Origin of the sequence: Tropicimonas sp. IMCC34011, assembly GCF_003390865.1 — a bacterium.
GTDB lineage: Bacteria > Pseudomonadota > Alphaproteobacteria > Rhodobacterales > Rhodobacteraceae > Tropicimonas_B.
Genome location: NZ_QMEJ01000001.1, coordinates 362,731 through 388,972, shown reverse-complemented (window position 1 = coordinate 388,972; position 26,242 = coordinate 362,731). Strand labels below are relative to the sequence as shown.

Sequence of the window (26,242 nt, the reverse complement as noted above, 5' to 3'; positions counted from 1 at the left end):
GCGGACGTCATGGACAATATCGCCGGACACAAATCGAGCCTGACATGGGCCGTGCATATCTCGGTGGCGCTTCTGGTGCTCCTGTGGCTCCTGCCGACGCTGGGCCTGCTGGTGTCCTCCTTCCGTACGGCGGACCAGATCGCCGGATCCGGCTGGTGGGCCGCCCCCTTTCCGCAGGAGGAAAGCCTCCAGCTTCGGACCGCCGGTCCGGACGAGATGACGCAGGATGGCGATCTCTACGTCATCGAGGGCAATCTTCTCGAACAGAACGGGGCTGGTGATCTGGATATCTCCGCCTGGGGCACATCCGCCCGGGACGTGTCCGCCTATGCGCCCGGCAAGACCGCCGAGATGCGGGGTGGCGAGACCATGACGCTGGAGGAGGACGGAACCTATCGTCTCACGTCTGCCGAAGCGTTCGAAGGGCGGGGCGAGAGGGTCTTCGTCTCGGCGACGGTGCCGCCCGAATTCACGCTCGACAATTACGAGCGGATCCTTTTCTCGGATGACAGCCGGGAAGGCATGGCGAAAGCCTTCTTCAACACGCTCACCGTCACCATCCCGGCGACGATCATCCCGATCCTGATCGCCGCCTTCGCCGCCTACGCGCTTGCATGGATGGATTTCCCGGGGCGCGCGCTCCTTGTGGCCGCGGTCGTCGCGCTCCTCGTCGTGCCGCTGCAGCTTGCCCTGATCCCGCTTCTGCGGCTGCACCTCTCTATCGGCATCGGCAAGGGCTACATGGGGGTGTGGCTTGCGCATACCGCCTTCGGGATGCCGCTCGCCGTTTACCTCCTTCGCAACTACATGGTGGGTCTGCCCAAGGACATCATCGAGAATGCCAAGGTCGACGGGGCGACGGATTTCCAGATCTTCACCCGCATCGTGCTGCCGCTGTCCTTCCCGGCGCTCGCCTCCTTCGCGATCTTCCAGTTCCTCTGGACGTGGAACGACCTTCTCGTCGCGCTCGTCTTCCTGATCGACGCCTCGGGGCAGACCACGGTGATGACCCGCCAGATCGTGGAACTTCTCGGCACGCGGGGCGGCAACTGGGAAATCCTCGCGACGGCGGCTTTCGTCTCGATCTCGGTTCCGCTGGTGGTGTTCTTCGCGATGCAGCGGTATCTCGTCCGGGGCCTGCTTGCAGGGTCCGTGAAGTGACAGACGAGGCTTCCGAATGAGCTTTTCAGCCAGCGCTGCCGCCGCCGCCGGCCATTCCTCCGAGCCGCCGAAGGCGGACAGGGACTGGTGGCGCGGGGCAGTCATTTACCAGATCTATCCGCGCTCCTTCCAGGACAGCAACAATGATGGGGTGGGGGACCTCTCCGGCATCATTCACCGGCTGACCCACGTGTCGGATCTCGGCGTCGACGCGATCTGGATCTCTCCGTTCTTCCGCTCCCCGATGCTCGATTTCGGCTACGATGTGAGCGATTACCGGGATGTCGATCCGCTCTTCGGAACGCTCGGCGACTTCGATGCGCTGATCGCGCGGGCTCACGAGCTCGGCCTGCGTGTGCTGATCGATCTGGTGATGTCGCATTCCTCCTCGGAGCATCCGTGGTTCAAGGAGAGCCGCTCGAACCGCACGAATGCGAAGGCGGACTGGTATGTCTGGGCGGATCCCAAGCCGGACGGCACCGTCCCAAACAACTGGCTGTCGATCTTCGGCGGTCCCGCCTGGCAGTGGGACAGCGAGCGGATGCAGTATTACCTGCACAACTTCCTCGCCGAGCAGCCGGACCTCAACTTCCACAATCCCGCGGTGCAGGACGAGATGCTGGACATTGCCCGCTTCTGGCTCGACCGGGGCGTGGACGGCTTCAGGCTCGACACCGTCAATTTCTACTTCCACGACGAGCAGCTTCGGGACAATCCGCCGCTGCCCGAAGAGGAGCGGAACGACAATACCGCGCCGTCGGTGAACCCTTACAACTTCCAGGACCATCTCTACGACAAGACCCAGCCCGAGAACCTCGCCTTCCTGCGCCGTCTGCGTGCGGTGATGGACGAGTATCCGGCCGCGGCCTCCGTCGGTGAGGTCGGCGAGAGCCAGCGCGGCACCATCGTCCAGGCGGAATACACCGCCGGCAACGATCTGCTGCACATGTGCTATGATTTCGATTTCCTCTCGAGCACCTATCCCGGGGGCCGCGAGGTCGCCCACGTGCTGCAGAAATTCGCCCGCTTCGTGAAGGATGGCTGGGCCTGCTGGGCCTATTCCAATCACGACGTCGTCCGCCATCCCAGTCGCTGGGGCCTGGGCGAGCCGGCCCGGCGGCTCTACGCGGCGCTTCTTATGTCGATCAAGGGCTCGGTCTGTCTCTACCAGGGCGAGGAGCTGGGGCTGGGCGAGGCCTATGTCGCGTACGAGGACCTTCAGGATCCCTACGGCAAGCGCTTTTGGCCGAAGTTCAAGGGCCGGGACGGCTGCCGCACGCCGATGCCGTGGAACGCCGAAGGCCGCAACGCCGGCTTCTCGGATGCCAAGCCGTGGCTGCCCGTCGCCGTCGAACATCTCGACCGCGCGGTGAGCGAGCAGGGGCGGGACCCATCCTCCACGCTGGCCTTCTATCGCGAGATGATCCGCTTCCGCGGCACCCATCCGGCGCTCGTCAAGGGAGACCTGGAGCTCGCCGAGTTCGACGAGGGCTACGTCTCGTTCCTCAGGGGAGAGGCGGGCGGCAGGGTCTTCTGCGCCTTCAACCTGACGGGCCGCCCGCGGGAGATCAGCCTGCCCGAAGGGCGCTGGCTGCGCGATCCGGCCGCTCCGTTCGAGGCCGAGCAGGTTTCGGACGACCGTTACACGTTGCCGGCCTGGCAGGCGCTCTTTGCCACGGAAGAAGAATCGGACGGCTGATCCCGTCATCGAGGGGAGGGACGACATGGCGAACCTGAAATTGAAGGACGTGGAGAAATCCTACGGAGAGGTCCGCGTCCTCAGCGACATCAACCTCGAGATCGAGCAGGGGGAGCTCGTGGTCTTCGTCGGCCCGTCCGGCTGCGGCAAGTCCACGCTTCTGCGCATGATCGCGGGCCTGGAGAAGATCTCCGGCGGCACGCTGGAGATCGACGGGCGCGTGGTGAACGACGTGCCCCCGGCGCAGCGCGGGATCGCCATGGTCTTCCAGTCCTACGCGCTCTATCCGCACATGACCGTGCGGGACAACATGTCCTTCGCCCTCAAGATCGCCAAGAAGTCGAAGGACGAGATCGAGGCGGCTGTGGCCAAGGCCGCGCGCATCCTTCAGCTCGAACCCTATCTCGACCGGCTGCCGAAGGCGCTTTCGGGCGGCCAGCGCCAGCGCGTCGCCATCGGCCGTTCCATCGTGCGGGACCCGAAGGTCTATCTTTTCGACGAGCCGCTCTCGAACCTCGATGCCGCCCTGCGCGTCGCCACCCGGATCGAGATCGCGCAGCTCAAGGAAGCGATGCCGAATTCCACCATGGTCTACGTCACCCACGATCAGGTGGAAGCGATGACGCTGGCCTCCCGCATCGTCGTGCTCGCCGGTGGCGGGATCAGCCAGGTCGGCGCGCCTCTCGAGCTCTACCGCAAACCTGAGAACGAGTTCGTCGCGCGCTTCATCGGCTCGCCCGCGATGAACCTGATGCCGGGGGAAATCACCGGCACCGGCGCGCAGACGCGGGTCAGGCTGAAGCACGGAGGCGGCGAGATCCTGTCGGATTACCCCTCCACCGAGGACGATCTCGGCCGCGAGGTGAATGTCGGCATCCGCCCCGAGGACATGCAGATCACCGAGGGCGAGGATTACGCCTTCGCCGGCGAGGTCGAAATCCGGGAGAGCCTTGGCGAGGTCACGCTTCTCTACTTCAGAGAGCACGAGGAGGGGGCCGACCAGATCATCGCCAAGCTGCCGGGCATCCATCCCGACAATCGCGGCCAGCACCTGCGGCTCACCGGCGCTCCCGATGCCGTCCACATCTTCGCCAACGGCCGCTCGCTGCTCTATCGCTGAGCGTGCGGCCCCGCTTGCGCCTTCATCGCAGGCAGAGGGCTTCGTGCGCGGACAAGCGGAGAGATGTGCGCCTTCTCCCCCTTTGCGGGACGACCGGGAGCGCATAGTCTCTGGCTCGAACCCCCAAGGAGACGATCAGCCACATGCGTCCACGCGTCGGCATCATCTGCAACCCCGCCATTTTGGACGGGACCTACAAGGTTCACGCCGGCGGCGTGATGAACACCGAGGCCGTGGCGGAGGTGACGAACGCCCTGCCTCTTCTCATTGCGGCCGATCCGCGCTTCGTGACGGTGGAGGAGCTTCTGGAGAGCTTCGACGGCTTTCTCTTCACCGGCGGCCGTCCGAACGTGCATCCGGAGGAGTACGGCGAGGCGGCGACCGAGGCGCATGGCGATTTTGACCGGTCGCGTGATGCGATCACCCTTCCGCTCATTCGCGAGCTGACCCGCCGCGGGCAGCCCTATCTGGGCATTTGCCGCGGCTTCCAGGAGGTCAACGTGGCATTCGGCGGCACGCTTCATCCCGAGATCCGCGATCTTCCGGGGCGGATGAACCATCGCATGCCACCCGATGGCACCATCGAGGAGAAGTTCGAGCTGCGTCACAAGGTGACGTTCGGCGAGAGCGGCCCCTTCCACCGGCTCTTCGGCGCGCGTGAGGTGATGACCAACACCCTCCACGGCCAGGGCATCAAGTCTGCCGGTGGGCGCATCGTCGTCGACGGTCACGCGCCGGACGGAACCCCCGAAGCGATCTACGTGGACGGCGCTCCGGGGTTCACACTCTCCGTGCAGTGGCACCCCGAGTATCGGGCCGCCGAGGATCCCGTGTCCCGCCCCCTCTTCACCGCCTTCGGCGATGCCGTCCGGGCCTGGGCCGAGGGTGGACGTCAGCCCGTTCGGCTGTCCGCCTGACGGATCAGGTCACGAGTGACCGGGTGGCATAGGCGGGGTCGTCCCAGAGCCGTTCGTTCATCACCTCGGCAATGACGCCTGCGGCGACGTCGATATCCTCTTCGGAGAGGTAGAGCGGCGTGATGCCGAAGCGCATGATGTCCGGCGCCCTGAAGTCGCCTACGACGCCACGCGCGATCAGGGCCTGCATCGCCGCGTAGCCGTGCTCGAACCGGAACGACACCTGGCTGCCCCGCGCCTCCGGATCGCGCGGAGAGACAAGCTCGAGATCCGGGCATGCGCTCCCGACGGCCGCGATGAAGCGCTCCGACAGCGCGATCGAGCGCGCGCGCACCTCGCTCATTTCAACCTCGTCCCAGATATCGAGCGCCGCCTCCAGCGCCGCCATCTGAAGGATCGGCGGCGTTCCAACACGCATCCGCTCCGCTCCGGCCGCCGGCCGGTATCCCGGTTCGAAGGCGAACGGCTCCGCATGGCCGAGCCACCCTTGCAGGATCGTTCGCGCCACGTCGGCATGGCGCGGGGCGACATAGGCAAATCCCGGCGCGCCCGGCCCCCCGTTGAGGTACTTGTAGGTGCAGCCACATGCGAAATCGGCACCGGCCCCGGCAAGCTCGACCGGAAGGGCCCCGGCCGAATGCGCCAGATCCCAGACCGTCAGCGCGCCGGCTTCGTGCGCGGCGCGGGTCAGGGCGGCCATGTCGTGTTTGCGGCCCGTCCGGTAATCGACTTCGGTCAGCATCAGCACCGCCACATCGGGCCCGATCCGCCCGGCGATCTCCTCGGGCTCGACGATGACGAGCTCGACGTCCCCGAGCGCTTCGGCGAGACCGTCCGCCATGTAGAGATCGGACGGAAAGTTCCCGCTGTCGGACAGGACCACCTTGCGCTCCGGTCGCATCGAGAGAGCCGCTGCAACGAGCTGGAATACCTTCACCGAAAGCGTGTCGCCGACGGAGACGGAGCCGGGCTCCGCACCGATCAGGCGCCCGATCCGATCCCCGAGCGCCATCGGTTGACCGATCCAGCCGGCCCGGTTCCAGCCGGCAATCGCCAGTCGCCCCCATTCGAGCTCCACCGTCCGCCCGACGCGCTCCGACGCGGCGCGGGGCAGGGGGCCGAGCGAATTGCCGTCGAGATAGACGAGTCCGTCCGGCAGGATGAATCGCTCTTTCATCATGAGCGCAGGGCCTCCGTTAGCCTGGTTTGAGAAGTCCTGCGCCGCCGCAAGGACCACCGGGCATGACATGAAAAGTCGCGCCCAGGGACGTCCGGGGCGCGACAGGAGTATCAAGCGGCAGGGATCAGAAGCCGGCCTTGATCCGTTCGAAGGCCTCGTTCTGCTTCTGGCGCAGCTCCTGGCTCATCGGGAGCTGCGCGAGGACCGGCGCGTCGATCTCCTCGAGGCCGGACGCGGCGAGCTCCTCCTGGGACTTCTCGGACATCGCCGCCTGGTTCGCCTGACCGTAACCTTCGGTCAGAAGGGCGTCGGTCGAGGTGGGCGCCAGCATCGCGTTGATGAAGTCGTAGGCCTTGTCTTCGACGCCCTCGCCGCTGGCGAGGTTCACGTAGCCGCAGAGCCAGAGGGAAGAGCCCTCTTCGGCCGTCCGCTGGAAGCCGGCGGGGAAGTCCATCTCGGTGAGCGTCGGGTAGGTCTCGTTCCAGGCCCAGGCGATCTGCACTTCGCCGGTGGAGACCAGCTGCGCAAGTTCCGCCGGATCCTGCCAGTAGGTGCGCAGGTTCGGGTGGACCTGGCGCAGCCAGTCGGTCGCGGCCTCGAACTCCGCATCGTCCACGTCGCCCCAATCGGTCACGCCGGTTGCGAGGTAGGCAAGCGCATAGGCGTCGTCGACATTGTCGGGCAGCGTCATGCGGCCGGCATAGGCGGGGTTAAGGAACACGTCGAGGGAGGCGACATCCTCGGCGGGCACGTCCTCCTCGTTGTAGATGATCGCGGTGGAGCCGAAATCGGTCGGTACGAAGTAAACGTCCTCGGCGCCGGTGGTCACGTCCTGGCCGGTCAGCTCGGGATTCAGGTCCTCCCAGGCGTCGATTTTCGAGGTGTCCCACGGCTCAAGGAGGCCGCTCTCCTGCCATTTCGTCACCGATCCGGCGCAGACGTGAGAGACATCCGCGCGGAAGCCGCTCTGCAGCTTCTGGAAGGCTTCGTCCTCGTCACCGAAGAAGGCGAAGGTCGGGCTGGCGCCGTTGGCCTCGATGTAATCGGGATGGAAACCGGGGTCTTCGAAGCCGGAATAGTCGAAGACGAGCAGATCGGAATCCTGCGCAAGGGCCGGACCGGCGGCGAGGGCGGCAAGGGCGGCGCCGGCAAGCAGACGGGCCGTGCGGGTCGGGTTGGACATGGAATGTCTCCTCCGGGTCATGTGTTTCATCGTGTCGGACGGTAGCAGCCGACGAGCCGCTCGCAAGTGATTAAACCTCCGCGATGCGCAACCCGGTCCGCACGGGCGAGGCGAGGCGGCGCATCTTATTTCGAAACCGCGGTGAAACTTTTCCTTAGGCCTCTCCGTGCATTCTGCTGTCCGGCCTGGGGACCTCCCGGGTCGCGATGCGTCACGAGTGAGGGGCGGAGGTGGCCTCCCCCAACGGGTCGCCTTCGTGCAATCCCCGCCCATCAGTTCCGGGCGGGGACCCTCACCGTCGCCTCTTCTTCCCGGCTCGATCCCGGTTGCGGGCATGATTCTTCTCGCAATCGTGCGCCAATGGTGCAGGATGAGGGCAGGGAGGCGTCGCATGGAACTCAAGGACAGCCGCAGGATAGAGGCACCCCCGCAGGACGTGTGGGACGCGCTTCTGGACAAGGACGTGCTCAAGGCCTGCGTGCCCGGGTGCCAGGAGATGGAAGGCTCGCCCGAGGACGGCTTCGACGCCAAGGTCGTTCAGAAGGTCGGCCCCGTGAAGGCCACGTTCGGCGGCCGCGTCACGCTGGAGGACCGCGTGCCCCCGGAAAGCCTGACGATCACTGGAGAGGGCAAGGGCGGCGCTGCCGGTTTTGCCAAGGGCGGCGCAAAGGTCCGGCTGGAGCCGCTGAACGGCGGCGCCGCAACACAGCTTCACTACGATGTCGAGGCCCGCGTCGGCGGCAAACTCGCTCAGCTCGGCAGCCGCATCATCGACGGATTTGCAAAGAAGATGGCGGATCAGTTCTTCACCCGTTTCGAAGAGGTGGTCACCGGGACGGAGGAGGCGGCGGAGGCCACCCCGCGCGCCGATGCCGGCAACGAGGCGCCGCCGGGTGAAACGGCGGCCGCCCAGGACGAACGGACGCGCTGACTGGAGGGGCGGCGCGGCAGGACGTGACGAGCAAGCAAAGTGACGGGCCGTCCCCGACGCGGGCGGTCGGAGAGCAACCGGGAGGGACGCCATCCGATGACCAAAGTGACAATGAACGTGAACGGCAGGAGCCGCAGTGGCGAGGTCGAGGGCCGGACCCTGCTCGTCCAGTTCCTGCGAGAGACGCTGAGCATGACGGGAACGCATGTGGGGTGCGACACGTCGCAATGCGGCGCCTGTGTCGTGCATGTGGACGGGCAGGCGGTGAAGTCCTGCACCATGCTTGCGCTGGAGGCGGATGGCGCGGAAGTCACCACGATCGAGGGCATGACCAATGCGGATGGCTCCCTCGGCGTGATCCAGCAGGCCTTCCAGGATTACCACGGCCTTCAATGCGGTTTCTGCACGCCCGGCATGGTGATGTCCGCAAAGGCGCTCCTGGCCGAAAATCCGAAGCCCTCGGAGGAGGAGATCCGGGAGTATCTGGAAGGCAATATCTGCCGCTGCACCGGCTACCACAATATCGTCAAGGCGATCATGGCGGCGTCCGGGCAGCAGGTGGAGCCGGTCGCGGCGGAGTGAGCCGCGAGGACTGATAGGCGGGGCGTTTTGAGGAGAGCGCCCGGCCTCGATGTATCACGGCGTCCGCCCCGGATGTGGTGCAGGCCGCCGGAGTTTCAGGGAGGAGTTCAATGCCCAAGGACGGAGGCATCGGCGCCAGCACAAAGCGGCGCGAGGACGTTCGGTTCCTGACCGGGACCGGCCGTTACACCGACGACATCAACCTGCCCGGACAAGCCTACGTGCATTTCGTCAGATCGGACGTCGCACATGGACGGATCAGGTCCATCGACCCGAGCACCGCCGAAGGCATGCCCGGAGTTCTAAAGGTCTTCACCTCGAAGGATTTCGAGGCGGCGGGCGGCATTCCCTGCGGCTGGCAGATCACCAGTCGGGATGGCAGCGTCATGCAGGAGCCGAAGCATCCGATCCTTGCCGAGGGTGTGGTGCGGCATGTGGGCGATCCCATCGCGGCCATCGTCGCGAAGAGCCGGGAGCAGGCCCGCGATGCCGCCGAAGCGCTCGAGATCGACATCGAGGAGCTGCCGGCCGTGATGAACATGCGGGAGGCGCTGAAGGACGGCGCACCGCAGGTCCACGACTCCCTCGACAGCAATCTGTGCTTCGACTGGGGGTTCGTCGAGGAGAACCGCGAGGCGGTCGACACGGCGATCCGCGAGGCGGCCCACGTCACGACGCTCGAGCTTGTCAACAATCGCCTGATCGCCAACCCGATGGAGCCTCGGGTGGCCATCGGCGCCTACGACATGGCCGCCGACAGCCATACGCTCTACACCACATCGCAGAACCCGCACGTCATCCGCCTCCTGATGGGGGCCTTTGTTCTCAACATCCCGGAGCATAAACTCCGCGTCGTCGCGCCGGACGTGGGCGGTGGCTTCGGCTCCAAGATCTATCATTATGCAGAGGAAGCCTTCTGCACTTACGCCGCCAAGGTGCTGAGGCGGCCCGTGAAATGGACGTCGAGCCGGTCCGAGGCGTTCATGTCGGACGCGCATGGGCGGGACCACGTCACCAAGATCGAACTCGCACTCGATGCGGACCACAATTTCACCGCTTTGCGCACCGAGACCCACGCCAACATGGGCGCGTACCTGTCGACCTTCGCGCCGGCCGTGCCGACCTGGCTCCACGGCACGCTCATGGCGGGGAACTACCGGACGCCGCTCGTCTACGTGAACGTGAAGGCGGTCTTTACGAACACCGTCCCGGTAGACGCCTATCGCGGCGCGGGTCGCCCCGAGGCCACGTTCCAGCTTGAGCGCGTGGTGGACAAGGCCGCTCGCGAGCTCGGGATCGATCCTGTCGAGCTTCGGCGCAAAAACTTCATCACCGAGTTTCCCTATGCCACGCCCGTCGCCGTCGAATACGATACGGGCGACTATCACGCGACCCTGGACAAGGTGCTGGAGATCTCGGACTGGGCGGGTTTCGACGCCCGCCTCGAGAAGAGCCGCGCGCGGGGCAAGCTTCGCGGCATCGGTCTTGCACATTACATCGAGGCTTGCGGCATCGCGCCGTCCAACCTCGTCGGCCAGCTCGGCGCGCGCGCCGGCCTTTTTGAAAGCGCAACGGTCCGGGTGAACGCCACCGGCGGCATCACAGTGATGACCGGCAGCCATTCCCACGGACAGGGCCATGCCACCACCTTCGCCCAGGTCGTGGCGGACATGATCGGGATCGATGCAAGCCAGGTCGAGATCAGCCACGGAGATACCGCGAACACGCCCATGGGCATGGGCACCTACGGCTCGCGCTCCATCGCCGTCGGCGGCTCCGCCATGGTCAAGGCGACGGAAAAGATCATCGCCAAGGCCAGGAAGATCGCCGCCCACATGCTGGAAGCGTCCGCCGATGATATCGAGCTCAAGGACGGCGCGTTCACGGTGGCCGGGACCGACAAGTCGCTGAACTGGGGCGACGTGACCCTGGCGGCCTACGTTCCCCATAATTATCCGCTGGACGAGATCGAACCGGGGCTGGAGGAGACCGCGTTTTACGATCCGGCCAACTTCACCTTCCCGTCGGGCGCCTATGTCTGCGAGGTCGAGGTCGATCCCGAAACCGGCAAGGTTGAGGTTCAGGGCTTTGCGGCCGCTGACGATTTCGGAAACGTTATCAATCCGATGATCGTCGAAGGTCAAGTGCAGGGCGGGTTGGCGCAAGGCATCGGGCAGGCGCTTCTGGAAGCCTGCGCCTACGATGATGACGGGCAGCTTCTGTCGGCGTCCTACATGGATTATGCCATGCCCCGGGCTTACGATTTCCCCATGTTCAAGGTGGATTCCTCGTGCCGGACGCCCTGTACGCACAATCCCCTCGGTGTGAAGGGGTGCGGAGAGGCCGGGGCGATCGGCTCGCCGCCGGCGGTGGTCAACGCGGTGATCGATGCGCTTCACCGCGCCGGTCATGAGATCCCGCATATCGACATGCCGATGACGCCGAACCGCGTCTGGTCGGCGATCCATGGCGGAGCCGGGCCAGACAAGGACGGCGAGACGATGGAAGAACGGTCAGTCGGCGCTTGAGGAATTTCGGGAGATAACAACGATGTATGACTTCGAGTTCATGAAGCCCTCCTCGCTGGACGAGGCCGTGGCCGCGCTCGCCGAGGAGGACGCCCAGCTTCTCGCCGGTGGACAGACCCTCCTGCCGACGATGAAGCAGCGTCTCGCTATGCCCTCCAAGCTTATAAGTTTGAAGGACATTCCGGACTTTTCCTATGTGAAGGCGGAGGGTGATACGCTCACGATCGGAGGCGGCACCACGCATCGCCAGGTCTCCGAGGAGGCCGAGAGCGCCTTTCCGGGCCTCGCGTCGCTTGCTGGTCGTATCGGAGACCCGGCGGTGCGCAATCGCGGCACCATCGGTGGAAGCCTCGCCAACAATGACCCCGCCGCCTGCTATCCCGCCGCTGTCCTCGCGACAGGAGCGACGGTGATCACGAACCGCAGGGAGATACCCGCGGACGAGTATTTCCAGGGCATGTTCACGACGGCGCTCGATGAAGGCGAAATCATCACGGCCGTGCGCTTTCCCATTCCCGAGGCCTCCCGCTACGAGAAGTTCGCCCAGCCCGCGAGCCGCTTCCCGATGGTCGCGTGTTTCGTCGCAAAGATGAATGGGGGCGTGCGCGTCGCCGTCACCGGCGCATCGGAAGAAGGTGTCTTCCGGTGGAGCGAGGCTGAGGAAGCGCTGACGGCCACGTTCTCGGCGGACGCGCTGGAGGGGCTGGCGCATCCTGCGAACGGCATGATTTCGGACATCCACGGATCGGGCGAGTACCGCGCGCATCTGATCGGCGTGATGACCAAACGTGCCGTCCTGCACCTGACGTGATCGAGGCAGGGGGCTTTTCTACCGCCGTGGTGACCGATGCAGGAGAGCTGGAGCGGGTGAAGGGAATCGAACCCTCGTCGTAAGCTTGGGAAGCTTCTGCTCTACCATTGAGCTACACCCGCTGAGCGACGCGAGATTTAGCTAGCGCACCCGGTTCGGTCAAGCCGGGATCATGGCCTTCCAAAAAAGAACCGGGCCGCGATGCGAGGACATCGCGACCCGGTATCGATGCCGGCCCGAAGGCCGGCGTCGATTTCCGACGTGGGTTCACTTCGGAAGGAGAACCCCGTCCACCACATGGATCACACCGTTGGACTGCATCACGTCCCCGGTGCTGATGAGGTAGTTGTTGCCGCTCTCGTCGAATGCGTAGAGCTGGCCGTCCCGCTCGCCGACCGACAGAGCATCGCCCGACACGGTGGTCAGGTGCGCAAAGCCGTCAGAGCCGAACTCGTCGCGCAGCGCCTGCGTGGTGAGGTTGCCCGGAACGACATGCGCGGTAAGGATGCCGGCAAGCTGCTCGCGGTTCTCGTCCATCATCAGCGTCTCGACGGTGCCATCCGGCAGGGCCGCAAAGGCCTCGTCGGTCGGCGCGAAGACGGTGAACGGACCCTCGCCCTGAAGTGTTTCGACAAGGTTCGCCTGCTGAACGGCCGCCACGAGGGTGGTGTGGATCGGCGAGTTCACTGCGTTCTCGATGATGTTCATGTCCGCCATCATGGGCGCACCGCCGACGGTGGGATTGTCGGAGGCCATGGTCTCGCCGGACATGTCGCTGCCACGGTCCATCTCCCCGGATGCCGTGTCGCTGGCAAGCTGGAAGTCTTCCTCGGCGGGAAGGAGGACCGTATCGATCACGTGGATGACGCCGTTCGACTGGCGGACATCGGCGGTGGTGACGGTCGCGACCTGGCCGCGCTCGTCGGTCAGCGTAATCTCATCGCCATCCATCTCGGCGGTCAGCGTGCAGCCTCCAAGCGTCTCGACCGGGTGCGCACCGCCATCGTCGGCGATCATGCCGCCGATTGCGTCGGACATCGCGTTGGCCGCGACGACATGGCATGTCAGAACCTGTTGCAGCGTCTCGAGATTCTCGGGGAGCAGAAGGGCGTCAACCGTTCCCTCGGGAAGCGCAGCGAAGGCGTCGTCCGTGGGGGCGAAGACGGTGAACGGACCCTCGCCCTGAAGCGTCTCGGCGAGACCGGCGGCCTGAACCGCGGCGACGAGGGTGGTGTGGATCGGCGAGTTCATCGCGTTCTCGACGATGTTCATGTCCGCCATCATCTCGGCGCCGCCGACGGTCGGGTTGGACATGGTGTCCTGCGCGATCGCCGGGGTGACGAGGGCGGTGGCGCCCATCAGTGCGACGATAGCGGTGGTCTTACGAAAACCGGTCATTGTTCGTTCCTCCCAGTGTGACAAGGCCCCGTTGTTCGGGGCCGATCTGCTGGAAGTCACGGAGACCGGGCTCTCCAAGTTGCGGCGATCCGCATCACGGCAGCGTGATGCGCGGTAAGGCGTTGATCAAGTTCAGTGAAATGATGACCGGCCTTACGTCCGGCGTCGTCGCCGTCGCCCTCCGCCGCCCTCTTGGTCCGATCCACGCGTGTTGAAGCTGACGTCCGGCAGGGGCACTTCGGCGCGGAGGAGAGTAAAGGGATCGACGGCATGAGGCATCGCGTTCGCGGCAACAAAATGCTCTTGGAAGCGCGGCTCGATGGCGGTTTCGACCTTGGTGATCTGCCGGACCTGCTCCTCGACCTGTCTGCGCGCGGCTTTGTTCAGGAGGGCAATGCGGGCGCCGGTTCCGGCGGCATTGCCGGCGCTGGTCACGTCCTCCAAAGCGACATCGGGGATCATTCCGATGACCATGGCATGCTTCGGCGAGATATGCGCGCCGAATGCCCCGGCCAGGACGACCCGTTCCACCCGGTCGACACCCATCTCGTCCATAAGGAGGCGCGCACCGGCGTAGAGAGCGGACTTGGCGAGCTGGATGGCGCGGATGTCCCCTTGCGTGACGGAGATCAGCGGACCGCCATCCTCCCTGCCGTCGTGGATCACGTAGGAATGGGTCCGGCCCTCGGGGACGCACCGTTCCGTGCCGGTCTGCTCCGGTGATCCGATGAGGCCGGCGCTGTCCACGATGCCGGCCATTCGCATTTCGGCCACGGCCTCGATGATGCCGGAGCCGCAGATGCCGGTGATGGCGCCGGCGTCCTCGACAAAGCCCGGCTCGTCCGACCACAACTCGGAGCCGATGACCCGGAAGCGGGGCACTTTGGTTTCCGGATCGATCCGGATGCGTTCGATGGCGCCCGGAGCGGCGCGCTGGCCGGAGCTGATCTGGGCCCCTTCGAAGGCCGGTCCGGTGGGCGAGGAGCAGGCGAGCACGCGGGAGGTGTCCCCCAGGAGGATTTCCGCATTCGTGCCCACGTCCACGATGAGCGTCAGGCGCTCCTGCGCGCCGGGCTCTTCGGACAGGGCCACCGCCGCGGCATCCGCGCCGACATGGCCGGCGATGCAGGGCAGGAGATAGGCCTGCGCCTGCGGGTGCAGTCCCGCCACCATCGCTCCTGCAGGGAGATGGGTCGCGTCCGAGGTCGCAAGCGCAAAGGGCGCCTGGCCCAGCTCGACCGGGTCGATCCCAAGGAGGAGATGGTGCATCACGGGATTGCAGACGAAGACCGTCTCGACGATCTCGCTTGCCTGCGCGCCGGCCTCGCTCGCGATCTCGGCGGCGAGCGTCTCCAGCGCGTCCCGCACCGAGGCGGTCATCTCTGCGGCGCCGGTCTCGTTCATCATTGCGTATGAGACCCGGCTCATCAGGTCCTCGCCGAACCGGATCTGCGGGTTCATCACCCCGGCGGACGCGACGACCTCTCCGGTCACGAGGTCGCAGAGATGGCCTGCGATGGTTGTAGACCCAAGATCGACCGCGAGGCCGAGGAGCCGCGGTTCGGCATAGCCCGGCCAGATGTCGAGGATGGTAGCCGTCGCGCCCGAGGCGCCTTGATGAACGAGGCAGGTGATCTGCCCGCTTTCCTTGCGCAGAACGCTCTGGAGACGGGCGAGAACGGGCAGGGGCATCGAGGCGTTCTCGACCCCCCAGGCCATTCGAAGCGCCTCCTGCAGCCGTTGAAGGTCGCCGCGGGGCTCGTGCATGTCCGCCTCGTCGACCTCGACGAGATAGAGCCGGACGGCCGGGTCCATGTCGATCAGGCGATGTGCGGCATCCTTGCGGACCACCTGCTTGTGAACCTGGCTCTCGGGCGGCACGTCGAGCAGCGCATCCGCCAGGATCCGGGCCTGGCAGCCGAGGCGTCGGCCCGGCTTCAGGCCGCGCTTCTCCTCATAGCGCGCCTCGACCGCGTTCCACTCCGATAGCGCCTCGGGACCGGTGGTCACGCCATGCTTGGGGAAGGACCCGACGGCCGGAGCGACCTGGCACTTCGAACATATCCCGCGCCCTCCGCAGACGGAATCGAGATCGACGCCGAGCGCCCGAGCCGCCTGTAGGACTGTCGTTCCGGGCGCGACCCGGCCGCGACGTCCGGACGGCGTGAAGATGACGAGGGGATCATCGGTCATGACACTACCTTCCCCGGACCGGACCCGGGCCGTTGCGCCTGAGGATTCGGCAACGACCAGGAACCTAAGGAGGTCCCGGGCCAAGGGAGCTGCAGCCGGGGTCTGAAGTAAGCCGCAAGCCGCTTCATTAAAACGAAATTTCTGCGAAATTTCGTACCGAATTTTCGTTGAAAATTCGTTTCTAGCAGATGATCTTCAGCCCGTCCTTCGAGCAGATCACCACGTACTGACTGCCGCACCGCACGAGATGAAATCCCCGCCTGCGAACCTCCTCGACGAAACGGTCGCGCCCGATTTCCCTGTGCACCCACGGGACGGCGCGTCGGACGATCCCGCCCGTTCTCGCTGCCCGGGCAGAAAATATGGCGTCGATCCAGTGATCGGGATTGAGGCGGATGGGGAAGGCGGCATGTTGCATGCGCCTTGTTATGCGACCCGCAGGCAAACATTGTGTTAACCCCGCCGGCGTCTCCGGCCTCCGCGGCCGCCGCCGGCATCCTGCGCCGCCTTGGACGCTTCGGCAAAGCTTGCGCCTTCCTTCAAGCCATCGAGCACGCGGGAGAAGCCGATCCAGGTGGCGCCGTTCGCATCGTGGTTCATCAGGAAGTTCGCCGCGCGGATCGCTTCCATCTCGCCGGGACGGACGGGGTTCATGATCGCGCTGGTCATGCCAGAAGCGATGGCCATTGGGAGGAAGGCCGCGTTGATACCGTGCCGATTTGGCAAGCCGAACGAGACGTTGGAGGCGCCGCAGGTCGTGTTGACGCCGAGCTCTTCCTTCAAACGTCTCACCAGTGTGAAGACCTGCCGTCCCGCGGTCGCCATGGCGCCGACCGGCATCAGCAGCGGATCGACCACGATGTCGGCGGCCGGAATGCCGAAATCCGAGGCGCGCTCGACGATCTTCTTGGCGACCGCGAACCGCACATCGGGATCTTCGCTGATCCCGGTATCGTCGTTGGAGATCGCGACGACGGGCACGTTGTACTTCTTCACCAGCGGCAGGACGAGTTCGAGGCGATCCTCCTCGCCTGTCACCGAGTTCACGAGCGGGCGGCCCTTGGCAACCTCAAGGCCGGCTTCGAGCGCCCCGGGCACCGAGCTGTCGATGCAGAGCGGCGTGTCGACGAGGCCCTGCACCAGTTCGATCATCCGGCGCATGAGGGGCGGTTCGGTCTCGTTCGGGTTGGGATTGGAGTTGTAGACGACCCCCGCGTTCACATCGAGAACCATCGCGCCGCACGCGGCCTGCTCGATGGCGTCGCGCTCGACGGTGGAAAAATCACCCGCCTCGAGTTCGGCCGCGAGCTTCTTGCGCCCCGTGGGGTTGATCCGCTCACCGATCACGCAGAACGGCTCCTCGAAGCCGATCGTGACCGTCTTGGATTCGCTCTCGACGGTGGTTCTCGTCATGCTCTTGCTCCTTCAAGGCGGCGGAGAAACGGCTCCAGCGCCGGGTCGGTGAAATCCTTGATGGTGGCCTGTGCGCCCGCGGCACGCAGGGCGCCCTCATCGAGCGACGAGCGCACCCCGATAGCCGTCAGCCCGGCGGACGCGGCAGCCCTAAGGCCACTCTCGCTATCCTCGAAGGCCAGCGCGCTCGCCGTCGTGGAGCCGGTGAGTTCCATGGCGCGAAGGTAGGGATCGGGATGTGGCTTGGCCCGCGCCTGTTCGTCGCCGATCAGGAGCGGTCCGAGGCGGCCGGTCAAGCCGATCGCCTCGAGCATCGCCTCGGCATTGGCCCGCGGTGCGTTCGTGACGACGGCCATCGCCCAGTCCTCGGCCTCCGCCCGCTCTACCAGCTCATGAAGGCCCGGCATCGCACTGACTTCGTCCAGCCGGGCGCGAACGCGGGCCTCCTTCTCGTCCGCGAGTGCAGCGGGATCGCGATCCGGGAAGTGCTTGCCGAAGATGTCCGCGTTCAGCCAGCCGTGCAGATCCGTGTAGTAGAAATCGTCGTCGATCTCTTTGCCGAGCTCGGCGAAGAGATCCTTGAAGACTGCGGCGTGAAGCGGATCGGTCTCAAGAAGAGTGCCGTCGAGATCGAAGAGGAGGGCTGGCGTCGGAGCTGAGGTCACGCTTCAGCCACGGCCCGTCGCGCTGCGGCGTTCGACCCGGTGGCCATGCTCAGCGGCCCAGGACGTCGTCTTCTCGATCCCGCCCAGGGGGAAGAGATGCAGGCGTTCGACCGCGAAATCGGGGTCCGCCGCGCGGGCACGGGCGAGATCGGCGACGAGGGTTGTGGGCTCGAAGGGCATGACCAGCTTCGTGACGTCTTTCGCGCGGCGCTGCAAGACCCGCAGCGAGGGACCGACGCCGCAGGCCACGGCAAACTTGATCATGGTCTGGAGTTTCGCGGGCCCGGCAATGCCGAGATGGACGGGCAGGGTGATGCCCCCGGCGCGCAGGCGGCGGGACCAGGCGACGATGGGGGCGGCCTCGAAGGCGAACTGCGTCGCGATGGCCATATCGATCCCGCGTTCGGCGGCGAAGGCCTGCTTCTGCCGCAGCGCCTCCATGGCGATCCGGTCGCCGCCGTCGCCGTCGATATCCTTGCTTCCCTCGGGGTGACCGGCGATGTGAAGACGGCGCGCGCCGTCGAAGAGGCCGGTCTCGAGCATCTCCATCACCGAGCCGAACGGACCGCGCGGTGTCGTGACGCCGCCGCCGAGAACCAAGAAACTGTCGATCCCCGCCTCGCCTTGATAGCGCGCGAGCCAGTCCGCCAGTTCGGCATGGCTCCCGACGACGCGGGCCGGGATGTGCGGCATCACCTCGAACCCTTCGGAGACGAGGCGGCGAGCTGTTCCGACCATCTCCTCGATCGCGGTGCCGTCGATATGCGCGATGTAGACCCGGGTTCCGGCCGGAAGGAGCGCCGTGAAATCCTCGACCTTCGCTGCCGTGCGCGGCATCACTTCGATCGAGAAGCCGTCCAGAAGGTCAGCTGTGCTCGCCTCGCCAGGTCGCAGGGCGGAGCGGCGGGGCTTGGCGAAGGGCAGGAGGGACATGGGCGGCTCCAGGCTGGCGTGGATGGTGGATAGGTCCGTCAGGTCGTCCGTGGTTCTGCGTGTCCGTCATTCGCGATCAGGCGTTTCAGGAAATCCGTGTCGTATTCCGCATCGATCCGCGCCGCCTCGCTCGCGGCGGCCTCTTCGGGAGCGCCCTCGCGCTCGCCGGACGGCACCTTGCGCCATTCGGCAAGGTAGGCGTCGTCATCCTTCGCGCCGACCTTCATGGCGCAGCGGTCAATCGCCTGTTCGAAGCGCTCGGGCAGGATCGCCTTTGCCGCGCGCCGGCCCTTGCCGACGATCACCTGCGCCGGAATGTCCCGCCAGTACACGATGGTAAGCTCCGCCATGAGGCGCGTCCTTTCGATCTTCCACTCGGTTTACAGTGTACCCGCCTTCCGTTGATGGCGGATTTCGACACTGCGGACGACACGCGCGACATCGCGCCACGCCGCCGGGTTTCCTTCTAGACCGCCTCGCGCGATGGCGCCACAGCCATGCAATCGCCGAAATCTTCATCACGGCCCGGAGGCGGGAACGGCATGACGTAGAGGCGCGCGCATGGCAAATGTTGCGCTTTCGTCCCGCCAGGCCTACTATCATATCAACCGATAGGAGGGCGTGATCATGACGCCCAGGCGTCCCACAGGCGCGGCGGCGTTCCCCATGACGGTCGAACCCCTCGCGCCGAGACCCCCCGATCCGGATGCGCCCTATGCCGCGCTGGATCTGGGGACCAATTCGTGCCGCATGCTCGTGGCCCAGCCCAAGGGCAGCCAGTTCCATGTGGTGGACAGTTTCTCGAAATCCGTGCAGCTCGGCTCGGGTCTCGAAAGTTACGGCCGGCTGAGCCGGGCCTCGATGGCCCGGACCATTCAGGCCCTGAAGATCTGCAAGTCCAAGTTTCAGAAGCACAACGTGCAGCGCATGCGGCTCGTGGCGACCGAGGCGTGCCGCCGCGCCCGCAACGGAGCGGAGTTCCTGAACGCCGTGCGTCGGGAGACGGGCCTCAGGCTCGACATCATCCAGCCCGAAGAGGAAGCGCGGCTCGCCGTCGTCTCCTGTGCGCCGCTTGTTTCGACCAAGACCGAGCAGCTTCTCGTCGTCGACATCGGCGGCGGCTCCACGGAGCTCGTCTGGATCGACCTGTCCCGCGTGCCGCCCCTGGAACGGCCGCGCGCCATCATGCGTCTGCACCGCGGCTTTTCCACCATGGACAGCCCGTTCCCGGCCGCGAAGGTGGTGGACTGGATCTCCGTCCCGCTCGGCGTCGCGACGCTGAAGGACCAGTTCCGCGACGTGGACGACGATGCCGGCCGCTTCGCGCTGATGTCCTGCCATTTCGAGGAATGCCTCGCGGATTTCACGCCCTACCAGTCCGACCAGACGCGGGAGGGCTTCCAGATCATAGGCACCTCCGGGACGGTCACCACCGTCGCCGCCTCACATCTCGGTCTCAAGCGCTACGACCGGACCAAGGTGGACGGACTGCGCATGACCTCGGACCAGATCGACCTAGTGATCCGTGACTACCTCTCGCTCGGCGAAGAGGGCCGGCGGGCGGACCCCCGGATCGGCCGGGACCGGCAGTCGCTCATCATGTCCGGCTCCGCGATCCTTCAGGCGCTGATGCGGGCCTGGCCGACGGACCGGCTCTCGGTCGCGGACCGGGGACTGCGCGAGGGATTGCTCTATGCCCAGATGTGCGCCGATGGCGTGCTGGAGGACGGGCCCTACTGACGGACGGGTGGCGCAATGCGGCGCCCCGGTCTATGCGGGGCGCTAAAGCAGGATGGCGGCCGATGCGGCGGCCCCCAAGAGCGACAGGCGCGAGCGACTTTCATGGCTAAGACCCCCGGAAACAGCGGCCGCGGACAGCGCGATCTCAAGGTCAGGGTGAAGACCGCCCGCGGTCGACGTGCGTCCTCGACCCGCTGGCTCGAGCGACAATTGAACGATCCCTACGTGGCCCGCGCCAAGCGGGAAGGCTACCGCGGCCGCGCCGCCTTCAAGCTGATCGAACTCGACGACCGCTTCGGCTTTCTCAAGCCAGGGACCCGCGTCATCGACCTTGGCTGTGCGCCGGGCGGCTGGTGCCAGGTCGCTGTCGAGCGCACGAACGCGCTTCGGGGCAACAGCAACAAGGCACAGGGCTTCGTCGTCGGGCTCGACCTGCGGGAGATCGAGGCAGTGCCCGGCGCAGAGACCTACGTGCTCGACTTCCTCGACGAGGGCGCAGACGTGATCGCGAAGGACTGGCTCGGCGGCCCGGCGGACGTGGTCCTGTCGGACATGGCCGCGGCCTCTTCCGGTCACAAGCAGACCGACCACCTGCGCATCGTCGCCCTTTGCGAGGCGGCGGCCGAGTTCGCGTTCGACGTTCTGGAGCCGGGCGGGACCTTCGTCGCCAAGGTCCTGGCGGGCGGGGCAGAGGGCACGCTTCAGGCGGAACTGAAGAAGAGGTTCGAGAAGGTGGCGAACGTGAAGCCCCCGGCAAGCCGCTCGGATTCGTCGGAAAAGTACGTCGTGGCCATGGGCTTCAAGGGCCGCGTCGACGCTTCGGAAGACTGACCCGCCTCCTACCGCGCGAGAATGGCGATGGTGGCCCAAAATGCCACCGGCCCGGTTGCGCCCGCCCCGGCAAAAAGGGCCGTGAGGGCGGCCAGCAGGATGACAGCCGCTCCGATGAGGGCCATCTGCGCGCATAGTGGTTCGCCGGAGATGCGCGCCTCGATCTGATCCGTGCCCAGATGTGCGAAGAGGATGCTCAGGATCGCGCAGACCCCGCGGCGGGTCATGATCGCCGGCACCACGGCGAGGAATGCGAACTGGTCCACCTTCATGTGGCAAGATTAGGGCGCGATTCGGGCCGTGGCAAGAAATCGACCGCGTGGGGCTCATGCGCACAAACAGGACGGGGCGGTGGGGGTTGCGCGCACGGGCGCGCAGCGACTGTCCTGATTGTGCACCGTCCGCAACGTCAATTTCCCGGCGGCACCTGTGAAATTGACGCAACACCGATTACATGCTCGTCGCATTCCAGTTCCTCCGCATAGAGACCGAGTCACGTGTCACAGACCGATGCACCGCCCGCCGAGACACCCACGCCCCGGCGAGAGGAAATGAACTTCGACGGTGACCGCGGTGCGTCCAGATCAAAATGGGTGGCGGGACTGATCGTCGTGCTGCTCGCCGTCTGGATGGGCAGCGGGTTCATGACCGAAGAGGCGGCCGAGCCTGCCCAGTCCGCCGAAGCGGAGGAGGGGCCTGCGCCGGTCTCCGTCGCCGTGCGAACGAGCGAAGCCTCCTCGGTGATCGAGGAATTCCTCGCCGAGGGGCAGGCCGAGCCTGATCGCCAGACCGCGGTGGTCGCGCAGACGTCGGGAACGATCGACGAGGTCGCCGCCATGAAGGGCTCGGATGTCGAAGGGGGCGCGCTCCTGGGGCGGATCGCCCTTGCCGAACGCCGGGCGGATCTGGAGAACGCGCGCGAAGCCCGCGCCCAGGCGCAGCGGACCTTCGACAATGCGCAGACCCTCCTCGACCGGGGCGTCGGCACGCAGGACCGGGTGTCCGAGAGCCGCTCGGCGCTCGCTGCCGCCGAAGCGCAGGTTGCGGCCGCCGAGGAGGCGATCGAGGATACCGAGATCCGCGCGCCCTTCGCGGGCCGGGTCGAAGTGCTGGACATGAATGTCGGCGAAGTCGTCCAGGCGGGCGCAGAGGTGGCCCGGATCGTCGACAATTCGCCCCTGACCGTCGGCATCCAGGTGCCGCAGCAGATCCTGCGCGGCGTGCGGCCGGGGCTCCCCGCCGAGGTCACGTTCATCACCGGCGAGGAGCGGGAGGGCACGGTCGTCTTCGTCGGCACCAGCGCCGACACCCAGACCCGGACCTTCACCGCCGAGATCGAGGTTCCGAACGACGGGGGGGAGATTCCGGCCGGGATCTCGGCCTCGGTCCGCATTCCGACAGGCGAGGCGCTGGGGCATTTCCTGTCACCCGCCATCCTGTCCCTCGGCACATCGGGCGAGCTCGGTATCAAGACGGTGGATGACGACAATGTCGTGACGTTCCACCCCGTGACCATCATCCGTGCCGAGACCGAGGGCGTCTGGGTCGCCGGCTTGCCCGAAACGGCTCGGATCATCACCGTGGGGCAGGGCTTTGTGAGTGACGGCGAGACGGTCACGCCCCGCGACGAGAGCGAGACCGAAACGGACGTCGAAGCGGCTGGCGAAACGTCCGATGCCGCGGCCGAAGAGGCGGAGGATGCCAGCCTCGCGGGCGCGGCCCTGGCCGCCGAGAGCGCCAACGCCAGTGCGGAGGCCACGGAATGAACGCGATCATCGACGGCGCCTTCGACCGCGCCCGCGTCGTCGCGCTCGTCCTGATCGGCGTTCTTTGTGCAGGCGCCTACGCCTATATCACGATCCCCAAGGAATCGATGCCGGAGGTGCCGATCCCGGTCATCTATGTCGTCACGACGCTGGAAGGGATCTCGCCCGAAGACGCGGAACGCCTCCTGGTCTCCCCTCTCGAGACCGAGATGTCCTCCATCGAGGACGTGAAGCAGATGGAGGCAAGCGCGGGCGAGGGCTATGCCTCCGTAACGCTTGAATTCGATGCCGGCTTCGATGCGGCAGAGGCGCTCGACCGGGTGCGCGAGGCAGTGGATACCGCCTCGACGGAACTGCCCGAGGATGCCTCCGAGCCCAGCGTCAACGAGGTCAATACGGCGCTCTTCCCGATCCTGACCGCGACCCTGTCCGGCCCGGTCCCGGAGCGGACGCTGAACCGGCTTGCCGAGGATCTGCAGACGCGCCTCGAAAGTCTGGCCGGCGTGCTCGAGGTGGATGTGGGCGGCGAGCGAACGGAGCTGATGGAGGTCCTGATCGACCCTACGGTCTTCGAGACCTACAACATCAGCTTCGAGGAGCTCATCGGTCAGATCAACCGCAACAACCGCCTGATCGCCGCCGGTGCGATCGAGAACGGCGCGGGGCGGATCGTGATCAAGGTGCCCGGCCTCATCGAGAACCTCGAGGACGTGATGGAGCTGCCGATCAAGGTCTCCGGCACGACCGTCGTGACCTTCGGGGACGTCGCGACTGTTCGCCGGACTTTCGAGGATCCGACCAGCTTTGCGCGCATCGGCGGCCAGCCCGCGCTGGCGCTCGAGATCAAGAAACGCTCGGGTGCCAACATCATCGAGACGGTGGAAGCGGCCAAGGAGGTCATCGCATCCGAACAGGAGGGCTGGCCCGACAGCGTTCAGATCGATTACCTCCAGGACGAGAGCCAGCAGGTTCGCGATCTTCTGAGCGACCTCGAATCCAACGTCATCACGGCGATCATCCTCGTCATGGTCGTGATCGTCTGGGCGCTCGGCTTCCGCTCCTCGATCCTCGTCGGCCTTTCGATCCCGGGCGCATTCCTCGCCGGCGTCCTGACGCTCTATGCGATGGGGCTCACGATGAACATCATCGTGCTCTTCTCCCTCATCCTCGTTGTCGGGATGCTGGTGGACGGGGCGATTGTCACGACCGAACTCGCGGACCGGAAGCTCATGGACGGCGCGAGCCCCAGGGAGGCCTATTCCTACGCCGCCAAGCGGATGACATGGCCGATCATCGCCTCGACGCTGACGACGCTCTCTGTGTTCTTCCCGCTCCTCTTCTGGTCGGGGACCGTGGGCGAGATCATGAAGTTCCTGCCGATCACGGTCATCCTCACGCTGACCGCCTCGCTCTTCATGGCGCTGATCTTCATCCCAGTCCTTGGCGGTTTGATCGGGCGCCGGCAGCCCCAGACGCGGGCAGCGAAACGGACGATGTACGAGGCCGAGACGGGAGATCCCCGGCGGATCGGCGGCGTCACGGGCGCCTATGTCCGCCTTCTGACCGCCGCCGTGAAGCGCCCCTGGGCCACGCTGCTGCTTGCCGTCGCGCTCCTCGTCGGCGCCTTCACGGCCTATAGCCGCCTCGGCACCGGGATCACCTTCTTCCCCGAGATCGAGCCGGACTTCATGCAGGTTGAGGTCCGCGCGCGAGACAGCTTCTCCATCTACGAACGGGACGCTCTTGTGCGCGAGGTGGAGGCCCGCCTGCTCCGTTACGATAACATCGAGAGTGTCTATGCGCGGACCTCGGCGGATCGGCAGAGCGACGAGGAGGTCATCGGCACCATCCAGCTCGAGCTGGACGAATGGGATACCCGTCCGACCGCGGCCGTCATCGGCGATCGGATCCGGGAGGACATGCAGGACATCCCGGGCATCGATGTGCAGGTACAGACCGCGCAGGAAGGCCCCGCCGCCGGCAAGCCGGTGAACCTTCAGCTCAGCATCCGGGATCCAGACTCGCAGGTCGCCGTGGTCGAGCAGGTGCGCGAGGCGATGGAGGAAATCGGCGGCTATATCGACGTGACCGATACGCTGCCCATTCCGGGCGTCGAATGGCGGATCGAGCTGAACCGGTCCGAGGCCGCGCGCTTCGGCGCCGACGTGAGCCTCCTGGGGCAGGCCGTGCAGCTTCTGACGCAAGGGATCACGGTGGCCGAGTATCGCCCGAGCGACGTGGACGGCTCGGTCGATATCCGTGTGCGCTTCCCGGCCGGGCAGCGGACGCTCGAAGAGCTTCAGAGCCTGCGCGTTCCGACCAATGCGGGCCTCATTCCGATCGGCAACTTCGTCACCTTCGAGCCGTCCCCGCGCACGGGCCTGATCCACCGGATCGACCAGCGACGCGTCGTGACCATCGAAGCCAACGTGGCCCAGGGGCTGCTGGCGAACGACCAGATCAACGCCCTTCGCGGTGCGCTCGAACAGATGGAGTTGCCGCCGGGCGTTGACTGGTCCTTCGGGGGCGAGGCGGAGGATCAGCAGGAGAGCATGATCTTCCTCGGGACGGCGTTCCTCGTCGCCATCGCGCTGATGTTCGCGATCCTGCTGACCCAGTTCAACAGCTTCGCGCAATCGGTCATCGTGATGACCGCGATCATCTTCTCCGTGGCGGGTGTCCTCCTCGGGCTCCTCGTCACCGGTCGGCCCTTCGGCATCGTCATGGGCGGTGTCGGCGTGATCGCGCTTGCCGGGATCGTGGTGAACAACAACATCGTGCTGATCGATACCTACAACGAGCTCCGCGCCGAGGGGCTGTCGCCGATGGAAGCCGCCATCCGGTCGGGCGCGCAGCGCTTCCGGCCGGTGCTCCTGACCTCGATCACGACGGCCCTCGGACTGATGCCGATGGTTTTCGCGCTGTCGGTGGACGTCATGGGGCGGGACATCGTCTACGGCGCGCCCTCGACGCAGTACTGGACGGAACTGTCCTCCGCCATTGCGGGCGGCCTGACGGTTGCGACGGTGCTGACGCTCGTGGTGACGCCGGCGATGCTGATGTTGCCGCTCAAGAAGAAGCGCCGGGCCCTGCGGGACGGCCCGCTCGCCGCCCGTCCGCAGCCAATCGCACAGCCAGCCGAGTAAGGAGGCGCCGCATGGCGCGGCGTCCCACCTCCGGCGTTAATTTTA

Annotated in this window: 22 protein-coding genes, 1 tRNA gene and 1 pseudogene; 12 read left to right on the top strand and 12 right to left on the bottom strand. The window is 66.0% G+C overall.

The window, feature by feature from the left end:
- Positions 1–9 precede the first annotated feature (9 nt).
- The 4 genes from DQG15_RS01930 to DQG15_RS01915 all read left to right on the top strand — a co-directional run bounded on the left by DQG15_RS01930 (position 10) and on the right by DQG15_RS01915 (position 4,897).
- On the top strand, positions 10–1,161 hold the full coding sequence (locus DQG15_RS01930; RefSeq protein ID WP_116082302.1) for a carbohydrate ABC transporter permease: 1,152 nt from the start codon (positions 10–12) through the stop codon (positions 1,159–1,161).
- Positions 1,162–1,177: 16 nt separating this feature from the next.
- A complete protein-coding gene (locus DQG15_RS01925) occupies positions 1,178–2,860 on the top strand; it encodes an alpha-amylase family glycosyl hydrolase (protein ID WP_116082300.1) in 1,683 nt (560 codons plus the stop codon).
- Positions 2,861–2,885: 25 nt separating this feature from the next.
- Entirely contained in the window at positions 2,886–3,980 is a 1,095-nt protein-coding gene (locus DQG15_RS01920) for an ABC transporter ATP-binding protein (RefSeq protein ID WP_116082298.1), read from the top strand.
- Positions 3,981–4,123: 143 nt separating this feature from the next.
- A complete protein-coding gene (locus DQG15_RS01915; RefSeq protein WP_116082297.1) occupies positions 4,124–4,897 on the top strand; it encodes a gamma-glutamyl-gamma-aminobutyrate hydrolase family protein in 774 nt (257 codons plus the stop codon).
- A gap of 4 nt (positions 4,898–4,901) precedes the next feature.
- On the opposite strand, the gene kynU is transcribed toward DQG15_RS01915, so the two are convergent.
- Both kynU and DQG15_RS01905 read right to left on the bottom strand, forming a co-directional pair.
- Positions 4,902–6,077: a kynureninase gene (gene kynU / locus DQG15_RS01910; protein WP_116082295.1), complete on the bottom strand. Its 1,176-nt coding sequence runs from the start codon at positions 6,075–6,077 to the stop codon at positions 4,902–4,904.
- Between the two features lie 124 nt (positions 6,078–6,201).
- A complete protein-coding gene (locus DQG15_RS01905) occupies positions 6,202–7,260 on the bottom strand; it encodes an ABC transporter substrate-binding protein (RefSeq protein WP_116082293.1) in 1,059 nt (352 codons plus the stop codon).
- Between the two features lie 391 nt (positions 7,261–7,651).
- Here DQG15_RS01905 and DQG15_RS01900 point away from each other — a divergent pair, with 391 nt between their 5' ends.
- From DQG15_RS01900 to DQG15_RS01885, 4 genes are all read left to right on the top strand, one after another.
- Positions 7,652–8,191: a CoxG family protein gene (locus tag DQG15_RS01900; protein ID WP_116082291.1), complete on the top strand. Its 540-nt coding sequence runs from the start codon at positions 7,652–7,654 to the stop codon at positions 8,189–8,191.
- A 96-nt stretch (positions 8,192–8,287) separates the two neighbouring features.
- Positions 8,288–8,773 (top strand): (2Fe-2S)-binding protein, encoded by a 486-nt coding sequence (locus DQG15_RS01895; RefSeq protein ID WP_116082290.1) that lies wholly within the window; start codon positions 8,288–8,290, stop codon positions 8,771–8,773.
- A gap of 110 nt (positions 8,774–8,883) precedes the next feature.
- Positions 8,884–11,301, top strand: a complete 2,418-nt coding sequence (locus tag DQG15_RS01890; protein WP_116082288.1) for a xanthine dehydrogenase family protein molybdopterin-binding subunit — start codon at positions 8,884–8,886, stop codon at positions 11,299–11,301.
- Between the two features lie 22 nt (positions 11,302–11,323).
- Entirely contained in the window at positions 11,324–12,112 is a 789-nt protein-coding gene (locus DQG15_RS01885; RefSeq protein WP_116082286.1) for a xanthine dehydrogenase family protein subunit M, read from the top strand.
- Between the two features lie 48 nt (positions 12,113–12,160).
- Here DQG15_RS01885 and DQG15_RS01880 read toward each other — a convergent pair.
- The 9 genes and pseudogenes from DQG15_RS01880 to DQG15_RS01845 form a co-directional block, all read right to left on the bottom strand.
- Positions 12,161–12,234: transfer RNA gene (locus DQG15_RS01880), tRNA-Gly, on the bottom strand.
- Between the two features lie 145 nt (positions 12,235–12,379).
- On the bottom strand, positions 12,380–12,820 hold the full coding sequence (locus tag DQG15_RS18500; RefSeq protein ID WP_370454163.1) for a fasciclin domain-containing protein: 441 nt from the start codon (positions 12,818–12,820) through the stop codon (positions 12,380–12,382).
- A gap of 123 nt (positions 12,821–12,943) precedes the next feature.
- Positions 12,944–13,471 (bottom strand): annotated as a pseudogene (locus DQG15_RS18495) (fasciclin domain-containing protein); the annotation flags it as partial.
- Between the two features lie 192 nt (positions 13,472–13,663).
- Entirely contained in the window at positions 13,664–15,703 is a 2,040-nt protein-coding gene (locus DQG15_RS01870) for an ASKHA domain-containing protein (RefSeq protein ID WP_116082282.1), read from the bottom strand.
- A 181-nt stretch (positions 15,704–15,884) separates the two neighbouring features.
- Entirely contained in the window at positions 15,885–16,121 is a 237-nt protein-coding gene (locus tag DQG15_RS18490; protein WP_116082280.1) for an N-(5'-phosphoribosyl)anthranilate isomerase, read from the bottom strand.
- A 35-nt stretch (positions 16,122–16,156) separates the two neighbouring features.
- On the bottom strand, positions 16,157–17,116 hold the full coding sequence (locus DQG15_RS01860) for a methyltetrahydrofolate cobalamin methyltransferase (RefSeq protein ID WP_116082279.1): 960 nt from the start codon (positions 17,114–17,116) through the stop codon (positions 16,157–16,159).
- Positions 17,113–17,781: an HAD family phosphatase gene (locus tag DQG15_RS01855; protein ID WP_116082277.1), complete on the bottom strand. Its 669-nt coding sequence runs from the start codon at positions 17,779–17,781 to the stop codon at positions 17,113–17,115. Before DQG15_RS01855 ends, DQG15_RS01860 begins: the two co-directional genes overlap by 4 nt.
- Positions 17,782–17,784: 3 nt before the next feature.
- Positions 17,785–18,714 carry a methylenetetrahydrofolate reductase gene (locus DQG15_RS01850; RefSeq protein WP_116082275.1) on the bottom strand — a complete coding sequence of 310 codons (930 nt, stop codon included), beginning with the start codon at positions 18,712–18,714 and terminating at the stop codon, positions 17,785–17,787.
- A gap of 38 nt (positions 18,715–18,752) precedes the next feature.
- Entirely contained in the window at positions 18,753–19,064 is a 312-nt protein-coding gene (locus DQG15_RS01845; protein ID WP_116082274.1) for a virulence factor, read from the bottom strand.
- A 277-nt stretch (positions 19,065–19,341) separates the two neighbouring features.
- On the opposite strand from DQG15_RS01845, the gene DQG15_RS01840 reads away from it, so the two are divergent.
- Both DQG15_RS01840 and DQG15_RS01835 read left to right on the top strand, forming a co-directional pair.
- Positions 19,342–20,454, top strand: a complete 1,113-nt coding sequence (locus DQG15_RS01840; RefSeq protein ID WP_116082272.1) for a Ppx/GppA phosphatase family protein — start codon at positions 19,342–19,344, stop codon at positions 20,452–20,454.
- A gap of 102 nt (positions 20,455–20,556) precedes the next feature.
- On the top strand, positions 20,557–21,285 hold the full coding sequence (locus DQG15_RS01835) for an RlmE family RNA methyltransferase (RefSeq protein ID WP_116082271.1): 729 nt from the start codon (positions 20,557–20,559) through the stop codon (positions 21,283–21,285).
- 8 nt (positions 21,286–21,293) lie between these two features.
- Here DQG15_RS01835 and DQG15_RS01830 read toward each other — a convergent pair whose 3' ends face one another.
- Positions 21,294–21,557, bottom strand: a complete 264-nt coding sequence (locus tag DQG15_RS01830) for a hypothetical protein (RefSeq protein ID WP_116082269.1) — start codon at positions 21,555–21,557, stop codon at positions 21,294–21,296.
- Between the two features lie 321 nt (positions 21,558–21,878).
- Between DQG15_RS01830 and DQG15_RS01825 the strand changes: the two genes are divergently transcribed.
- Positions 21,879–23,051 carry an efflux RND transporter periplasmic adaptor subunit gene (locus tag DQG15_RS01825; RefSeq protein ID WP_232830668.1) on the top strand — a complete coding sequence of 391 codons (1,173 nt, stop codon included), beginning with the start codon at positions 21,879–21,881 and terminating at the stop codon, positions 23,049–23,051.
- Complete coding sequence (locus DQG15_RS01820) at positions 23,048–26,197, top strand: efflux RND transporter permease subunit (RefSeq protein ID WP_116082266.1); 3,150 nt, start codon at positions 23,048–23,050, stop codon at positions 26,195–26,197. The genes DQG15_RS01825 and DQG15_RS01820 overlap by 4 nt, the downstream gene beginning before the upstream one ends.
- Positions 26,198–26,242: the final 45 nt, after the last annotated feature.

Excerpts from the sequence above, each read along its gene's own strand:
- DQG15_RS01930 (WP_116082302.1), top strand. The coding sequence starts at position 10 with ATGGACAATATCGCCGGACACAAATCGAGCCTGACATGGGCCGTGCAT.
- DQG15_RS01925 (WP_116082300.1), top strand. The coding sequence starts at position 1,178 with ATGAGCTTTTCAGCCAGCGCTGCCGCCGCCGCCGGCCATTCCTCCGAG.
- DQG15_RS01920 (WP_116082298.1), top strand. The coding sequence starts at position 2,886 with ATGGCGAACCTGAAATTGAAGGACGTGGAGAAATCCTACGGAGAGGTC.
- DQG15_RS01915 (WP_116082297.1), top strand. The coding sequence starts at position 4,124 with ATGCGTCCACGCGTCGGCATCATCTGCAACCCCGCCATTTTGGACGGG.
- kynU (WP_116082295.1), bottom strand. The coding sequence starts at position 6,077 with ATGATGAAAGAGCGATTCATCCTGCCGGACGGACTCGTCTATCTCGAC.
- DQG15_RS01905 (WP_116082293.1), bottom strand. The coding sequence starts at position 7,260 with ATGTCCAACCCGACCCGCACGGCCCGTCTGCTTGCCGGCGCCGCCCTT.
- DQG15_RS01900 (WP_116082291.1), top strand. The coding sequence starts at position 7,652 with ATGGAACTCAAGGACAGCCGCAGGATAGAGGCACCCCCGCAGGACGTG.
- DQG15_RS01895 (WP_116082290.1), top strand. The coding sequence starts at position 8,288 with ATGACCAAAGTGACAATGAACGTGAACGGCAGGAGCCGCAGTGGCGAG.
- DQG15_RS01890 (WP_116082288.1), top strand. The coding sequence starts at position 8,884 with ATGCCCAAGGACGGAGGCATCGGCGCCAGCACAAAGCGGCGCGAGGAC.
- DQG15_RS01885 (WP_116082286.1), top strand. The coding sequence starts at position 11,324 with ATGTATGACTTCGAGTTCATGAAGCCCTCCTCGCTGGACGAGGCCGTG.
- DQG15_RS18500 (WP_370454163.1), bottom strand. The coding sequence starts at position 12,820 with ATGAACATCATCGAGAACGCAGTGAACTCGCCGATCCACACCACCCTC.
- DQG15_RS01870 (WP_116082282.1), bottom strand. The coding sequence starts at position 15,703 with ATGACCGATGATCCCCTCGTCATCTTCACGCCGTCCGGACGTCGCGGC.
- DQG15_RS18490 (WP_116082280.1), bottom strand. The coding sequence starts at position 16,121 with ATGCAACATGCCGCCTTCCCCATCCGCCTCAATCCCGATCACTGGATC.
- DQG15_RS01860 (WP_116082279.1), bottom strand. The coding sequence starts at position 17,116 with ATGACGAGAACCACCGTCGAGAGCGAATCCAAGACGGTCACGATCGGC.
- DQG15_RS01850 (WP_116082275.1), bottom strand. The coding sequence starts at position 18,714 with ATGTCCCTCCTGCCCTTCGCCAAGCCCCGCCGCTCCGCCCTGCGACCT.
- DQG15_RS01845 (WP_116082274.1), bottom strand. The coding sequence starts at position 19,064 with ATGGCGGAGCTTACCATCGTGTACTGGCGGGACATTCCGGCGCAGGTG.
- DQG15_RS01840 (WP_116082272.1), top strand. The coding sequence starts at position 19,342 with ATGACGCCCAGGCGTCCCACAGGCGCGGCGGCGTTCCCCATGACGGTC.
- DQG15_RS01835 (WP_116082271.1), top strand. The coding sequence starts at position 20,557 with ATGGCTAAGACCCCCGGAAACAGCGGCCGCGGACAGCGCGATCTCAAG.
- DQG15_RS01830 (WP_116082269.1), bottom strand. The coding sequence starts at position 21,557 with ATGAAGGTGGACCAGTTCGCATTCCTCGCCGTGGTGCCGGCGATCATG.
- DQG15_RS01820 (WP_116082266.1), top strand. The coding sequence starts at position 23,048 with ATGAACGCGATCATCGACGGCGCCTTCGACCGCGCCCGCGTCGTCGCG.